Below are 15,602 nucleotides of genomic sequence, written 5' to 3' on the forward strand. Positions count from 1 at the left end.
AGGTACTCCCTTAACCCCCCATGGGAGCATCTACGAAAATCTTGGTATCCATAGTGGTCAGACGATCTGTTACTATGGGAGTAAAGCCCATCAAGTCAATAACATCACGCTGATAGTCAACCCCTGGAGCAACTTCTACTAACTCCAAACCATCAGGTGTCAATTCAAAGACGCAACGTTCAGTAATATAGAGGATTTTCTGTTCGCCCTTTTGGGCGTATACTCCACTAAAGGTTACGTGTTCCACCTCTCCTTCAACAAATTTTTTTACTCGCCCCTCCTGATCAATGGACAATTTCCCATCGCTTACAGAGGCCTTAAAACCTCCAGCGGTAAACGTCCCCACAAAGGCCACAATTTTAGCGTTTTGACTGATGTTGATAAACCCCCCGGCACCTGTGAGTTTTGAGCCAAACTTACTCACGTTGACGTTACCTTTGGAATCCACCTGGGCCATACCAAGATAGGCAATATCGAGCCCGCCTCCATCATAAAAATCAAACTGATACGGTTGATCAATCACCGCCTCTGCATTGGCCGCTGCACCAAAACTAAGCCCCATGGCGGGTACTCCACCGATGATACCGGGCTCAGCTGTGAGTACCAGTTGGTCCAACATCCCCTCTTCATTAACTACACTTGATACCCCCTCGGGCATACCAATACCGAGGTTAACGATATCCATCGGCTTCAATTCCCGGGCTGCTCGTCTTGCAATAATTTTACGTGCTCCCATGGGCATTGGTGCAAGCGAATCCACAGGAACCTTGATTTCTCCTGAGTATGCGGGGTTATACTGTTCCCCAAAAGTTTGCCAATGATTATCAGGATTTGCAACCACCACATAATCCACAAAAATCCCTGGAATTTTCACATCCCTTGAGCGTAGGCTGCCTTTTTCCGCCACCCGTTCCACCTGAACAATGACCTTGCCCCCAGAGTTCCTGGCAGCTATTGCAATGGCAAGTGCTTCCAGGGTAACTGCCTCTTTCTCCATGGTTATATTACCATCGGGATCAGCGGTAGTACCACGAAGAATAGCAGCATGTACCGGAAGAGTCTTATAGGCAAGGTATTCTTTGCCATCAAACTCCATTAATTCAACGAGATCCTCTGTGGTGGCGCTATTAATCTTCCCTCCACCATTTCTCGGATCAACAAAGGTGCCGAGACCTACATGGGTGATTGTTCTGGGCTTCTTGGCACCGATATCCCTAAACATATGGGAGATAACGCCCTGGGGAAGATTGTAGGCCACAATTTTATTCTCAACTGCCAATTGTTGCAGCGTGGGAACCAGCCCCCAGTGTCCACCGATGACTCTTCCAACAAGCCCCTCTTCCCCTAAATGATTGAGGCCTTTTGAGACACCATCACCTTGACCTGCTGCATACATAACAGTTAAATTCCGAGGGGTTCCAGTCTCTAAGAATCGCTGTTTGAGAGCTACCATAACATCCTCAGCAAAGCCTATTCCTACAAAACCTCCGGTGGCCAGAGTGGCGCCATCGTCTATGGCAGCAACTGCAGTTGCTGCCGAAACAACCTTACTTTTTTTACCTCTATTCTCCCCGGAAGAGACTTGATCCTTCATCATTATTGCACCTGCCTGATTATATTTTTCACTGTCCCGCAAAGCAGCGGATCGACCATCGGAAACCGAACATCTATAGTACGTTTAACTCAGCAAAAAATATGCCACAGCGTGACTTGTCGATTACCAAGGTGTAATAACGAGATTGTCGACCTTCAATACTGGCACAAAGATTGCTCTGTTTCTTTAGTCCAGGGCGGGGTCAACACCACGTCCTATAATTATATACATTTCTGGAGGAAGATATGCTGAAGGTGAAAGACTCTGTTGCTGTAATAACCGGGGGTAGCGGTGGAATAGGAAAATCTCTTGCAGAGTACTGGTTGCGCGAAGATGGAAAAGTTGTCATTGCAGATGTACAGGAAGAGGCCCTTGCCAAAGCACTTGAAGAACTTCGGCAGATCAGTCCTAAGGTAGAGGCCATTACCTGTAACGTCACCAGCGAAGAAGACAATACCAAACTCGCTGAATTCGCCATTGAAAAATTTGGAGCGATCAACCTCGTTGCACCTTTTGCAGGGATCACCGGTGATGGTCTGCTCATCAAGACTGACCGGGAAACTGGCAAGGTTACCGGCAAGATGTCCCTTGAGACCTTCCAGAAAGTTGTTGATATCAACCTCACCGGGGTGTTCCTCACCATACGAGAATGCGTTGAACAAATGATCAACAACGATTGCAGGGGCCTGGTTTGTCTTGTCTCCTCAACCGGTTCTCTTGGAACTGCTGGCCAGATCAATTACTCTTCTACAAAAGCGGCCATGGCGGTTATGCCAAAAGTACTCACAGCCGAATTTTTCCGGAAAAAAATTGCCGATAAAATTCGTTGTATGGCTGTAGCGCCGGGGTATGTGGGTACCCCTATGGTAAAGAATATCGATGAAAAAATAATAAGTAAGATTGTAGAACAGGTTCCCATCGGACGACTGGTGGAACCTGAAGAAGTTGTGTCCCTTGTTGCCCAGTTGTATCAAAATGAAGCAATGGCTGGAGAAACTGTTTTCATTCATGGTGGTTTGCGCTTAGGATCCAAAGGCTAATGAAAAAAGCTTCGAATCTGACGCCGCCCATAACAGCAGGAAGTACGAGCTAACAGAAACTTATAAAGGAGAATACCATGCAGGATGTTGTCATCGTAAGTGGAAAAAGAACCGCTATTGGTGCCTATGGTGGCACTCTGAAAGACACCCCACTGGTGGACCTGGGATCTACTGTACTCAAAGAAACCCTTAGGAGTGCAGGGCTTAGACCTGTCACCAGTGAAGAGTGTATCAAATTTGGTGCAGACACTATTCAAGGCGAAGGTCAAATAGATTTAGAAAAGCAGTACGATGACTATGACACCAACCTGCAACCCATTGAAGTTGATCAGGTTATCATGGGCAATGTACTTGCAGCAGGGCAAGGCCAAAACGTAGGTAGACAGGCCACCATCAGGGCAGGTATCCCAAAAGAAACCAGCGCCACCACCATAAATAAACTCTGCGCCTCTGGAATTGAATCAATTGCCCTTGCCAGTCAGGCTATTCGCTGTGGAGATGCTGATGTGATCCTCGCAGGCGGAATGGAGTCAATGAGCCGGGTTCCCTACGCCCTGCCAAACGCGCGCTGGGGTCAGCGTATGGGTGATGGTCAAATGGTCGACCTGATGGTCTTTGATGGCTTGTATGAGATTTTCAACAACTATCATATGGGAATGACCGCCGAAAACATCGCCGAAAAATACGGTATAAGCCGACAGGAGCAGGATGAGATGGGTGTTCTCAGTCACCAGCGTGCCATGGCTGCTATCAAAGCCGGTGTCTTCAAGGATGAGATAGTCCCGGTTTCAATACCTCAGCGCAAAGGAGATCCTAAGATATTTGATGTGGATGAACGCCCCATGGAAACCAGTGTTGAGAAAATGGGAAAACTCCGAACTGCATTTAAAAAAGATGGAACAGTTACGGCTGGAAATGCGTCGGGAATTAACGATGCAGCAGCCGCTCTACTCCTCATGTCAGAGAAAAAAGCACTTGAGCTGGGTCTGACTCCCATGGCCAGAATCAAGGCCCACTCCACCGCCGGACTTGATCCCGCGTATATGGGACTTGGTCCCATCCCTGCTGTTAGAAAGATCATGGCCAAACATAATCTGACCATCGCAGATTTTGAAGGCATAGAGTTAAATGAAGCCTTTGCTGTCCAGGCAATTGCCTGTATGCGGGAGCTGCAGTGCGACATTGAAACAACCAATGTCCTGGGCAGTGGAATTTCTCTTGGCCACCCAATCGGCTGTACAGGAGCACGTATTTTGCTCACTCTTATGAACAGAATGAAGCGGGAAGATCTGGGCTTAGGCCTTGCATCACTCTGCATTGGTGGCGGCCAGGGAATGGCCATGGTGATCGAAAATATATAGTTTGAAGTCCAACATTTTCAGTTGCTGACAGGCAAAATGTCAGCAACTGAAAGCCTACTTCATGTTCAACATCTTACGAACTGCCAGTAACCGCTCATCCATCTTATCGTCTTCGAGTTCACAGGCAACATCTTCGAGGAGTGTCGGGATATCAATTCCCTGTGGACACTTATCAATGCACTCTCCGCACTGAACACAGAGTGACGCATATTGCACATCACCTGCGGCAAAGACCCCACAACAACGTACTGCGTATAAAAACTTTGCCTCATCCGTGTTTCTATACATATGCAACTTGTTAAACACATCAAAGGCGGCGGGGATATTTACTCCCTCCGGACATGGCTTACAATATTCACAGCCGGTACAAGCGACCTTCATCATTTTCTTATAGGTCTCAGATACCTGTGTAACTAACGCTCGTTCTTTATTATCAAGAGAATCTGGTTGTGCCTCGTCTGCAATCCGGAGGTTTTCCTCAATATGGGCCTCCTCATTCATTCCCGACAAGACAACACTCACCTCAGGGTGATCCCAAATCCAACGCAGGGCCCACTCAACCGGAGTTTTTTTATGGACTGCACTCTCCCAGAGATCTGCCACCTCCGAAGGCGGCTCAGGCTCCCCGAGGCTTCCTCCCCGCAATCCTTCCATGATAACCACACCTAAATCCCTTGCTGCAGCGTACTCCAGCCCCTCTCTTCCGGCCTGGTGAAACTCATCGAGATAGTTGTACTGAATCTGACAAAACTCCCAGTCATAATCGTTGATAATTGTTTTAAAATCATCGACATGTCCGTGGAAGGAAAATCCGGCATAACGTATCTTTCCACTGTTTTTTGCCTTCTCAATGAAATCAAGAACCCCCATGTCCTTTAATCTCTCCCACATAGGACCATTGAGATTATGAATCAGATAAAAATCTATATACTTGGCTTGTAGACGCTGTAGTTGCCTGCTGAGATAATCATCCATCTGCGCCCTGTCGTCTACCATCCAGGAGGGCAATTTCGTGGCAATATAGGCCTTGTCACGATAACCAGCCCCCAGTGCTTCGCCAAGCAGTGGTTCGCTTTCTCCACTATGATAGGGCCAGGCAGTATCGAGATAGTTTACACCCTGATCAATGGACATCCTGATCTGCTCTATAGCACGCTTTCTATCAAGTAAACCGTCCTGCTGAAGCGGTAAGCGCATACAGCCAAAACCCAAGACAGAAAGTTCCTCATTTACCTTCGGCATTTTTCTATATAACATGATCCATAGCTCCCTTTGAATAACCAGTATTATCTACTATATGAAAGTATAGCAAAAGAGACCCGTCTTACCCTAGACATTGTTTCACCAGGTAACGTCTATTTTTTCTCGGCCTGCATCACCTCAAAGACATCCCCCCAACCAATGGTGGAATCATCATAAGAATATATGACCGCTTTCTCATCTGCCCCTCCATCTTTGTTACTTTTATATGATTTTTACAACGACCAGAGTAGCATCGTCTTCTCGAGCGATTCCACCCGTAAAAATAGAGTGATCATTAATAATATGATCAAGGACTGCTTCTGCACTTTCTCCCGAGTTTCTACGAACGATGTTTTTCAAACGCTCTGCACCATACATTTCACCTTCCTGGTTAGTACCTTCAAATATGCCATCCGTAGTGAGAATTATAAGCTGCCCTGGCTGCAAATTTCCTTTAGTCTGGCTCTGATATTCGTAGGTCGGCTCGATCCCCAGAGCCAGTCCTGGCCCTTTTAACTCTGAAAACAGTTGCCGGGTAGGATCATATAACAGGGCTGGATCATGACCTGCACGAACCCACTCAACACTCCGACCATCTTTACCAAAATTGAGGAGTAACATGGTCATAAACCGCCCGGATTTTTCCATGTCTCCAGCCAACTGCTGATTCATATCCCGTATTACTTCCTCAATGGTACCTGCCTGAGACACCCTCATCCGTAAAAAGGCTCTGGCACTTGCCATAAGAAGAGCTGAGTCGACTCCATGGCCTATAATGTCGCCTATAACAACAATTAAAGACTCACTCTCCACGATCCCACCAGCAAGATAATCATAATAATCCCCTCCAACTTCATCACACGGATAACTTCTACCCGCGACCTCAAGCCCTTCAACCTTTGGCGCCGATGCAGGAAAAAGCCCTCTCTGTACTTCAGCTGCAAGCAGAAGGGCCTTTTTTTGAGTGGAAATATCAGTGACAAAAGCCATACTACCTATGATTTTTCCTTTATCTGAACGAAGCGTATTAGCATGGATAAGCAAAGGCACAATACGTCCGTCTAAAAGAGTCAAATCGTACTCTATTTCACGACGTTCCGGATGCACATCACTGCGGCGCCCTGCCCGCCACAACTGCTTCAATCTGGCAGGCTCCATACCAAGGGGCCGCATATATGTGAGGTCCGCACCTGGCCTCCCAAGGATGTCTGCATAGGCAGAATTATGATCAATAACATTGAAAGATTTATCCATCAGTAAAAAACCCTCACTGGCCGTTTCCACTATCCTTCGATATTTCTCTTCACTCTTGCGCAGTTTCTCTTCTATGGTTTTCTGGTCGTGGATATCAATAACAATCCCCTGGTGATAATGCACACCTGAGGCAGGATCCCTAAAAATTGAGGTACGATCCTCTACCCATCGTACTTCTCCGGTCCTTGTGATAATTCTATACACCTGAGTGTAGTTTTCTATCCCCTGGGCTACAAAGTCTTCTATCTCTTTAAGTGTCCTCTCACTGTCACCCGGAAACACCAGGTCACGGTACATGGTTTTACCTGAAAGAAAATCCTCTGCCTCGTAGCCGAATCTTGAAATATTTGGAGAAACATAGACCATTTTTCTTTGTTCCGGTGTGCCGGAGGCAAGGCGCCTAAAGAGTATTACCTTGCTGTTGTCAATGATAGTTTCGGCAAGTTGCCTTTCATGGTCACTCTCGTTTTGCAATGTTGAGATTCCAAAATCCCGAGGAAGAGGAGACATTTTCGCAAGCAATGTCCCCCGTGTCTTGTTGAAAGTTTTGATTGCTCGGGGTTTTGCCCCCAGGCTATGGCGACGCTGAAGTAAAGCATCAGTTTTTGTATCATCTCTTGTTATATCCATGGATGTATACCATTGTGAGTAATTGGATTTTCTATGCAGTCATCAAGGTTTGATCGTAACTCACTTGATTTAGCTTCCGGGAAGTGAACCATTTCAGCCCCATACATAACGTTTAAAATATCACTTAACGTTCCTACCTAGGGTTCGTGAAAAGGAAGAGTGGCTCAATTATGAGTGGAAATGAGAATAGCCGAGTCACCACTAATGATGGCAACCCGGCTATCTAAGCAAGACCCGTGGTTTTCCGTCTCTGTTTCTCAACAGATTTGGTTTTTTCATCACTGGAATCTAAGTCATACTTTAAGCCTAAATAATATGCCACATTGTGGCACTCTGTCAAATATAAATCCCCCTTACACCACACACTCTGAAGTGTGATCGACTCTCCTTTTTTAGTATTTTATTTGGGCGGGAAAATATCATTTCACAACCTGTTCCTTGTATGCCATCCCCCACTGACAAAAAAAATAGTGCTTAAAATTTGATTCTCACAAAACAAGAGTGATAGAATTATTTAACACGCTGATTTACTGTTTCTATATTGTACGTACTACGTAATGGACAAGGACAACTACATGACAATGTTGTTAGGAATTTCTCACCAAGTCTCTGGCAACATTTTGAGGTTTGTAACACTTCTAAGCCTTTTGCTCTTTGCAGTTTCAACCGTACACGGCTCCCAGTTCATCGATACAGCTATAGGTGTTTTGGCAGAATCCCCACAAATCCATATTGCCAGGCAGGATATGGAAATTGCTGCATCTGAGAAAAAAATAGTCCGTGCCTCATATCTTCCACAACTCAGTCTCAACATTGAAGGTGGTGGCATGAGCGAGAGCTACTCTAATAGCGGCAACGACTATGGAGAATTCAACAGTAGTGTCGAATTATCCCAGGACCTCATCAACATACCGCAACTCTACCAGATACGAAGTAGTGACAGTAGATACAAAAAAGCAGCGGCGACATTTATTCAAGCCCAGCAAGATATACTCCTTGAACTGGCTCTGAACTGGTCAGCATATTGGAAGAGCCTGCGTCGCTATGAAACCGGTAAAAAAGACGTTGAGATTTTGTCGGCCTACCTCAATGGAGCAAAAATCAGATTTGAAGCGGGGGATCTCACCATAACGGATGTCTGGCTGGCTGAATCCAAACTCCATGGATCCCGGTCAAAACTGCTTCGATACACAAGAGAAGTAGATCAGGCAAAGGAAGCCCTGCAGAAAACCACGGGAAAAACAGCGCCAAAAGAAGTTGATCTCATTCACCTTACTGAGCAGAAACAATCATTCCCCTCCCTTGTTACAGCTCTGGAATATCACCCTAAACTTCAGCCCCTTTTAGCGGAGCGAACGGCACTTGAGCAGGATGTTAAGCGGGAAAAGGCGGGGCACCTCCCAACGCTTGCGACGGTTGCCCACTATACATATCAGCCCGCCGGTGAATACGATTCAGACAGGTATCCATACAATGAGGGGTATGTGGGACTGGAGTTGCAGCTCGACCTCTATTCTGGCGGCAAGACGAATTCACGGACCCAAAAAGCACTTGGCAGTAAAATCAGACAGGGCTTTGAAATAACAGATTTGAAGCGAGAGCTTACCAGAAATATCCTCACTGCAAAGTCAAACTATAATCAGAGCGGTGAGGAGTTGCACCTAGCGAAGAAACGACTCGAGTTTGCACAGAAAACCCTTGAAGGAATGATTGAGGAGTTTGATACGGGAACGAGAACATCTGTTGATGTGTTTTTGTCCCAGGCTGAGATGACCAGTGCACGACTTGAGGTAGTGGATGCAACAGAGCAGCATAACCGCTTTATTTTTAACTACCTCCACGCTCTGGGGTTGCTTAACATTGAGACATTGCAAAGTTCCTTAACTCTGTGGGTGTACCAATAAATATACGAACATACCAATTACTGAGAGTTACATGTCTGAGACACAAGATATTTTGACAGCACCTCCCCAGAGAAGACTAGAGCTCCTTCTCCGCACAAGAGACTGGCTGAAACTCCTGGGACTCATCCCAAAATTTGGATCAGACGGCCTTATGCTCATCACCGCCTCAGTCGTCATCAATCTGCTTGCACTGGCCCTTCCGCTTGCCCTTATGCAGGTGTATGACAGGATAATTCCCAATAGCAGCTACTCCACCCTGGGATGGCTCATGTTGGGTGTCTTATCAGCGATCATCCTTGAAACAATTGTAAAGACCTTTCGAAGCTTTATCAGCAACTGGTTGTCGGCACGACTTGATCACATTCTTCATACCGACGCACTGAACCGTTTTCTCTCGGCCCGCCTAGACAGGTTTGAAAAGGACAACCCCGGGGTCCATTTTGAAAGATTTTCTGCCATCAACACCATTAAAACATATGTATCTGGACAAATCCTACTGGTATTACTTGATATTCCTTTTGCTCTTCTCTTTTTGAGCCTCCTCTATTACATCGGCGGAGCACTCTGTTATTTTACCTGTCTTCTCATAACTCTTTTTATCGGCTGCACATTAATTGCTAAAAGTAAATTTGAGCGCCAACATCAAGCCCAGATAGAACTTAATAAGGAGCAGCTCGATTTCACTCTGGAGTCTCTTGGTGGAATACACACTGTAAAATCCCTGGGCCTAGAAGACCGCCTGCAACGAAAGTTTGAGAACATACAGGCCAGAGCAGCCTCCACAGGGATGCAGGCGAATCGATGGCTTGCACTTCCCCAGAACAGCGGCTCCTTTGTCTCACAGTTCAATATGATGGGTATCATCTTTCTCGGGGCGGACCTCGTCATCAAAGGCAGTCTTACAGTTGGGGCAATGACAGCCTGTACCATGCTTGCAACCCGGGGCTTACAACCTTTTTTAAAGGTGGCCGGCTTCTGGCTGAAATTCTCGGAAGTAACCAACGCCCAGGTACAGCTCAAAAAGATCATAGATCTGTGTCCCAATGAAGACCTCAACAGTATCCCACAGATTAAGGATGTGGAGGGTACCGTATGCTTTGAAAATGTTTCCCTTACAACAGAGCTTGCAGCTCTTAGGATCAACAGCTTCAACGCCACCTTTCATGCAGGGGAGTTTGTAGGCGTCGATGGCAGGAATCAGGAACAAACCACAAGTTTAATGCTTCTATTATGCGGGATGTACAAACCGGACTCAGGGAAAATATTCATCGATGAGTATTTGATCTCATCCATGGATCATTCATGTTTTAATGGCCGGGTTGAATATCTCCCCAGAAAGGGAAGACTTTTTAACGGTACAGTTCTCGATAATATTGCAATGTTTAAGCCGGAGAAGCGTGACACAGCCCTTGATACAGCCTCCCTCTTCGGCCTGGATTCCTTTGTTGCCGATCTCCCCAATGGGTACAATACGTTGGTAGACCAACGCTCCAACGAGTCCCTCCCCCAAAGCTTGATCCAACGGATCTGTCTGGCCCGAGCCTTTGTACAAACTCCCAGACTACTGATCTTAGACAGGTCCCTCAATAGCCTCGATAACCAGACTCGTGAAATTGCTTGTGAAATAATAACACGACTCAAGGGTAAGTGTACCGTCTTCATTGTCTCCGATTATGGGGAATTCCAGCTCCCTGTTGATAAGGTAATACGCTGTAAGGAGGAAGGCTTTGAGGTGGTTACTGTGGAGGAAATAAAGCCATGATAGTAGACCAGAAACGGTGGCAGCGCTGGGTCATGCAAACCGCAACACGCTGGGAAGACATCTGTGACATAGTCCAGGAAACCGGGATAGAGCGTATCGACCGGGAACATCAGAGACTTGTGGAATACATCCTTGATATGGGGAGGTTAACCAGAAGCAGCAAAAATCTGAGGATGAATTCACAAACACTTGAAGAACAGAACAAGCTTTTCAACAGGTTTGTCAAAACCCTCCACCAGCATTTCCTCACTGAAGAGTATTTTATTGATCGATACAGTCTTCCCGATATAGGACATCAACGAAGACAGCACAGCGCCTTTCTTGATACAATCAATGCTATCCGCTCAGACTTTCAAGATGGCCTTGTGAGCACCTTCCAACATTCACGGGTTGAAGTGATTGAGGAGCTGATAAACCACATTAATAACGTTGACGTTGACACCTTCACACTCAAAAACTTCCAGCCCCACATAAAAAAAGCTCTCCATTGGCACGATGTTTCCGAGATAATCAAGACCACCGGCCTGCCAACTGTAGATACCGAACACAAACAGTTGACCGAGCAAATCATAGCCATCAATACCTTCCTTACTCGCTGTAATTACACCATAGACAGTGAGCAAAGCAGAGCCGAACTACTCACTTTTTTCGATGAGATGTACAGAGTCACGAAACACCATTTTGATAATGAAGAACAGCTCCTTGAACAATACGATCTCCCCACCGACAAACAGTGTGGCGAGCATGGGAAGTTCATGCGGGCATTATCTGGGCAAAGGGAACTTGTTGCTGGAAATAAAAAAACCGACCTGAGCGGCTTCATGGATTTTCTCTTCCTCTGGTGGATTAACCACATCAACGGTATAGACTACAAAGAATTTCACTTCTCACGCATTGCAGGCCCCGTTTTTAATAAGGCCAAGAGCTCAGATGACTTCCAGTGGCTCATACGAAAAACCGGCATAGTTGAGGTGGACGAAGAGCATGCAAACCTGATCGGCCTCCTCCTTAATCTCAACAAACCACAACAGAAAGGAGACCAACCCATAGACCTGAAGACTGAATTGAGCAAAATTGCAAAATTTGCGGCCAGCCATTTCAGCCATGAAGAGAAAATCATGGAACAGGAAGGTATAAAAGACATGGTTGCCCACATAGAAGCCCACAAGATGCTCCTGCAATATATAGGTGAGGCGATGGGGCACCTTGTGTCCGGCCGCTCTCAGATTTCACCCATATTTTTAAAACGACTGATGCGCTGGTGGGTCGAACATACCAACGGCATGGATTATGACACCTTTGTAACCAACAGAGAAAGGACATAAGGAGAGACTATGCCAGACAGCAGACAACAACCGAGGGTTTCCGGCAGTCTCGGAAGGTGCATACTACCCCTTCTTGACGCGCTTGGCTGGAAGGGCGGTAAGAGATCCTTTCTCTACGCCCTGCCATATGATTATCGTCAGTTTAGTGTTGATGATATGATGAACACCATGGCAAATTTGCGTTTCAAGGTAAACAGTGCCAAAGGAAGTTTACATTGGCTGGACACCAGGCAACTGCCCTGCCTTTTCATTGACCGGGAAAAACGGGCCTTTGTACTTATCAATAACGAGGACGATAGATTTTTCTGTTTTGACGGGGACTCCAGTAATTTTACCCATCTGAATATATCCAGTAACAGTGGAACCTTTTATTTTTTTGAGAATCTCGTTACCTCGGCAACCGATCCTGAAAAACCACAGCGAGAATGGTTCACAGCTTTTATTGCCAGATTCACCAAAAATTTGAGCCTTACCTTTCTTCTCTCATTTTTTCTCTCTCTGACCGCTCTGCTCTCCCCTCTTATTGTCATGGGAATCTATAGTCAGATCAGTACGGCAGAGTCCATTGACGGCTTCTGGATCATTGGCCTTGGTATAGCCACTATTCTGCTTGTTGATTTTATTTTACGGATTTTCAGGCATAGACTGCTCTCACACCTCGGAGCAAGGATGGGTTTTCTCGTGTCAACTCAAGTGTTTAAGCGAATTCTGTCTTTTAAACCCTCAGCCACCGAAAACGCCTCCATTGGCTCTCAAATTGTACGAATGAGAGACTTTAACACTGTACGATCATTTATCGATGGTGCAGGAATGACCTCTGTTATGGACCTTCCATTTTTTATTCTGCTCTTCATTGGACTCGTCGTGATGGCGGGCAACCTTGCCTACGTCCCACTTATCGGCCTATTGATTCTTCTGATATTTTCCCTTTCTATCCTGCCTGTAATTCGGAAAAACAATGCAGAGGCTGCAGGGTCAAGTAGCCAGAAGCAAGCCTTTCTCATCGAATTTTTCTCAGAGTTCAGGGCAATACGGATGAGTGGTCTTACTGCGAAGTGGAGGGATAAATATGAAATACTCTCTGCCAATTCCGCCATGGATAGCCTGAAAACCGCCAACATTAACAGCGTCATTAACAATTTTTCCCAGGCAATTGTCTCGGTTGCGGGCGCAATGACAATCACCTTAGGGGTGGTGGGAGTGCTCCAGGGCCACTATGGTGCCGCAGTACTGATTGCAGCAATGATGCTGGTGTGGAAAATCTTATCTCCCCTCACCACAGGGTTTTCTGTCTTTTCCCAATCAGTTCGTATTAAAAAGTCTATTGACCAACTCAACCGACTTATGGCCATGGAGCTTGAAGAGACCGACACAGAGATGCTTCCCCTTACGTTTCGTGGTGACATCAGCTTTAAAAACGTCAGTCTCCGTTACCGCCCTGACTACCACCCTGCCCTCCTTGGTGCTGACATCGCGATACGTTCCGGAGAATGTGTGCTCCTACAGGGACATGATGGTGCCGGAAAAACAACGGTACTTAAACTGTTGATGGGGATGTATGAGGCCCAAAACGGGATCATCACCATCGACGGAACCAATATTAGACAGTTGCCTCCATCCCTATTACGCAGATCAATCGGCTACCTCCCAGAAGATGACGTGCTCTTTCAAACTTCCATTGAAAAAAACCTTACGTACTATTCCCCGGAATCAACTGGTCGTGATCTTGAGAGGGTCATCAACAACATTGGTCTCACCTCAGCCATCGATGCTCTGCCTGAAGGAATACAGACAAGGATGGAGGACTGGCTGAATATTAATGACATAGGGTCATTTAAGAAAAGATTGTGCATAGCCAGGACCTTGCTCAGCAAATCAAACATCCTACTCTTTGATGAACCCGCCTTTGGTCTTGAAGATGCTCATCTGCAACTGCTTATTGATGAGTTGAAAAAGCTCAAGGGTGAAAAGACACTACTTATTAGTTCCAACCACCCGGCATTTACCCGGTTGGCTGATAAAACCTTCACATTTGATATGGGCATTATCGTTTAGCTTCAGGGGACCTTGAAAGAGTAGAACTATGACTATCAAATACAGTGAGACAAAATCTTTATGAAAAAGACTGACAAACCAAGCCAAAACAGTGAGGCGCGTTTTCCTGGAAAAATCCAAAACAGACACCTGGATCGTTCCATCCTTCTCAGGGAAACCGGCAGTGCCATGGGGACCAGGAAGGTGATTTTTTCCGCCCTTACTCTACTGGTCATTTTTCTCATCTGGGCAAATTTTCTGCAGATAAACGAGACAGCCACCACCGAGGGTGAGCTATTTCATGCAGGAGAAGCGGTTAAGGTACAGCATCTGGTGGGCGGTCGGGTACTCGAGGTCATGGTGCAAAACGGTACACTTGTCCAACAGGGCGAGCCCCTCATTCGTCTTGATCCAGTCATATCCGTCTTCGAACAGGAGTCCATTCGCGATAGACTGCTGCAATTAAGAGCCTCATCAATACGACTCAATGCCCTGCTCTCTGGAAATGATCCAGACTTATCCACAATAAAAGACCCAGAGCTATTAGAGGCTGAACGAACACTCTACGAGCAGACTGTCAGAAAAAACCAGCTTGAAAAAGATATGCTCAAAAATCAGATTGAGCAGCTTGCAGCGGAAATTGAGCAACAGAAGAATAGTCGAGTGAAACTTGAGAAATCAGTAGAATTGGTCAAAGAAGAGCTAGAGATACGAACAAAACTCAAATCAAAAGGCCTCAACAGCCGAGTGACACTCCTTCAACTTGAGAAAGAGTATAATGAGGCATTGTATGGCTTAAAACAAGTGCCAACAACGTTGAAAAACCTCAGGGCAAAGCGGAGTGAATTACAAAATATCATCGCCAATAAAACAACACAGGCAAGACAGCAATATGCCAAGGAGCTCACAGAGACCCGTACGGAACTCATGACCCTTGAAAATAAGATGAAGTCATTCGACAGCACCATTGATGCTCTGGAGATCAAGGCCCCAGTCAGTGGTTATGTCCATGACCTGCAACTCAATTTTCCTGGAGAAGTCGCTGGAGCGGGTGATATCCTCCTCACCTTAATTCCAACAAACCAACCCCTCGTGGCAAAGGTAAAGATATCATCTAAGGATAGAGGCCATGTCAAGGTAGCTCAACAGGCACGTATTCGGCTGACCACCTACGATTCCAGAAGATACGGGGTGCTTGAGGGCAAGGTTATCTCAATCTCTCCCTCTGCACTCATCCCCAGTGATCAATCTGCTCCCTACTATGAGGGTTTAGTTGAGCTGGATCCACAAAGTATAGATGCCAGGCGACCGGAACTTTCACTCTTTTCAGGAATGACTCTGTCAGCAGACATTAAGACAGGGACAAAAACGCTGATAGAATACTTATTGAAACCGATTTACACCTCAACTCAAACTTCCTTTCATGAACGATAGAAGACACAACCACTATAACGCA

At 46.1% G+C, this 15,602-nt stretch carries 10 protein-coding genes and 1 riboswitch; of the genes, 7 read left to right on the forward strand and 3 right to left on the reverse strand.

The annotated features are described in order from the left end of the window. Positions 1 to 10: 10 nt before the first annotated feature. Positions 11 to 1,597 carry an acyl CoA:acetate/3-ketoacid CoA transferase gene (locus ACX6CI_RS17975; RefSeq protein ID WP_458775037.1) on the reverse strand — a complete coding sequence of 529 codons (1,587 nt, stop codon included), beginning with the start codon at positions 1,595 to 1,597 and terminating at the stop codon, positions 11 to 13. Positions 1,598 to 1,839: 242 nt separating this feature from the next. On the opposite strand from ACX6CI_RS17975, the gene ACX6CI_RS17980 reads away from it, so the two are divergent. Both ACX6CI_RS17980 and ACX6CI_RS17985 read left to right on the forward strand, forming a co-directional pair. Beyond that, a complete protein-coding gene (locus tag ACX6CI_RS17980; RefSeq protein ID WP_458775038.1) occupies positions 1,840 to 2,634 on the forward strand; it encodes an SDR family NAD(P)-dependent oxidoreductase in 795 nt (264 codons plus the stop codon). A gap of 77 nt (positions 2,635 to 2,711) precedes the next feature. After that, positions 2,712 to 3,995 (forward strand): acetyl-CoA C-acetyltransferase, encoded by a 1,284-nt coding sequence (locus tag ACX6CI_RS17985; protein ID WP_458775039.1) that lies wholly within the window; start codon positions 2,712 to 2,714, stop codon positions 3,993 to 3,995. Positions 3,996 to 4,049: 54 nt separating this feature from the next. Here ACX6CI_RS17985 and ACX6CI_RS17990 read toward each other — a convergent pair whose 3' ends face one another. Further along, positions 4,050 to 5,252, reverse strand: a complete 1,203-nt coding sequence (locus ACX6CI_RS17990) for an aldo/keto reductase (protein WP_458775040.1) — start codon at positions 5,250 to 5,252, stop codon at positions 4,050 to 4,052. Positions 5,253 to 5,459: 207 nt separating this feature from the next. Next, a complete protein-coding gene (locus tag ACX6CI_RS17995) occupies positions 5,460 to 7,121 on the reverse strand; it encodes a PP2C family protein-serine/threonine phosphatase (protein ID WP_458775041.1) in 1,662 nt (553 codons plus the stop codon). A gap of 206 nt (positions 7,122 to 7,327) precedes the next feature. Beyond that, positions 7,328 to 7,402, reverse strand: a riboswitch (cyclic di-GMP riboswitch). Positions 7,403 to 7,696: 294 nt separating this feature from the next. Between ACX6CI_RS17995 and ACX6CI_RS18000 the strand changes: the two genes are divergently transcribed. The 5 genes from ACX6CI_RS18000 to ACX6CI_RS18020 are packed head-to-tail and all read left to right on the forward strand — an operon-like array spanning position 7,697 to position 15,580. Next, positions 7,697 to 9,025, forward strand: a complete 1,329-nt coding sequence (locus ACX6CI_RS18000; protein WP_458775042.1) for a TolC family protein — start codon at positions 7,697 to 7,699, stop codon at positions 9,023 to 9,025. Between the two features lie 31 nt (positions 9,026 to 9,056). Next, positions 9,057 to 10,787, forward strand: a complete 1,731-nt coding sequence (locus ACX6CI_RS18005; protein WP_458775043.1) for a peptidase domain-containing ABC transporter — start codon at positions 9,057 to 9,059, stop codon at positions 10,785 to 10,787. Further along, a complete protein-coding gene (locus ACX6CI_RS18010; protein ID WP_458775044.1) occupies positions 10,784 to 12,112 on the forward strand; it encodes a hemerythrin domain-containing protein in 1,329 nt (442 codons plus the stop codon). The genes ACX6CI_RS18005 and ACX6CI_RS18010 overlap by 4 nt, the downstream gene beginning before the upstream one ends. A 9-nt stretch (positions 12,113 to 12,121) precedes the next feature. Continuing rightward, on the forward strand, positions 12,122 to 14,167 hold the full coding sequence (locus ACX6CI_RS18015) for a peptidase domain-containing ABC transporter (RefSeq protein WP_458775045.1): 2,046 nt from the start codon (positions 12,122 to 12,124) through the stop codon (positions 14,165 to 14,167). A gap of 60 nt (positions 14,168 to 14,227) precedes the next feature. Continuing rightward, positions 14,228 to 15,580, forward strand: coding sequence for an HlyD family type I secretion periplasmic adaptor subunit (locus tag ACX6CI_RS18020; RefSeq protein WP_458775046.1), 1,353 nt, complete (start codon positions 14,228 to 14,230; stop codon positions 15,578 to 15,580). Positions 15,581 to 15,602: the final 22 nt, after the last annotated feature.

The organism is Desulforhopalus glucosivorans, assembly GCF_054397165.1.

Bases quoted from the DNA above. Each gene is read 5' to 3' on its own strand.
- ACX6CI_RS18000 (WP_458775042.1), top strand. From the start codon at position 7,697: ATGACAATGTTGTTAGGAATTTCTCACCAAGTCTCTGGCAACATTTTG.
- ACX6CI_RS18020 (WP_458775046.1), top strand. From the start codon at position 14,228: ATGAAAAAGACTGACAAACCAAGCCAAAACAGTGAGGCGCGTTTTCCT.
- ACX6CI_RS18015 (WP_458775045.1), top strand. From the start codon at position 12,122: ATGCCAGACAGCAGACAACAACCGAGGGTTTCCGGCAGTCTCGGAAGG.
- ACX6CI_RS18010 (WP_458775044.1), top strand. From the start codon at position 10,784: ATGATAGTAGACCAGAAACGGTGGCAGCGCTGGGTCATGCAAACCGCA.
- ACX6CI_RS17995 (WP_458775041.1), bottom strand. From the start codon at position 7,121: ATGGATATAACAAGAGATGATACAAAAACTGATGCTTTACTTCAGCGT.
- ACX6CI_RS17990 (WP_458775040.1), bottom strand. From the start codon at position 5,252: ATGTTATATAGAAAAATGCCGAAGGTAAATGAGGAACTTTCTGTCTTG.
- ACX6CI_RS17980 (WP_458775038.1), top strand. From the start codon at position 1,840: ATGCTGAAGGTGAAAGACTCTGTTGCTGTAATAACCGGGGGTAGCGGT.
- ACX6CI_RS18005 (WP_458775043.1), top strand. From the start codon at position 9,057: ATGTCTGAGACACAAGATATTTTGACAGCACCTCCCCAGAGAAGACTA.
- ACX6CI_RS17975 (WP_458775037.1), bottom strand. From the start codon at position 1,597: ATGATGAAGGATCAAGTCTCTTCCGGGGAGAATAGAGGTAAAAAAAGT.
- ACX6CI_RS17985 (WP_458775039.1), top strand. From the start codon at position 2,712: ATGCAGGATGTTGTCATCGTAAGTGGAAAAAGAACCGCTATTGGTGCC.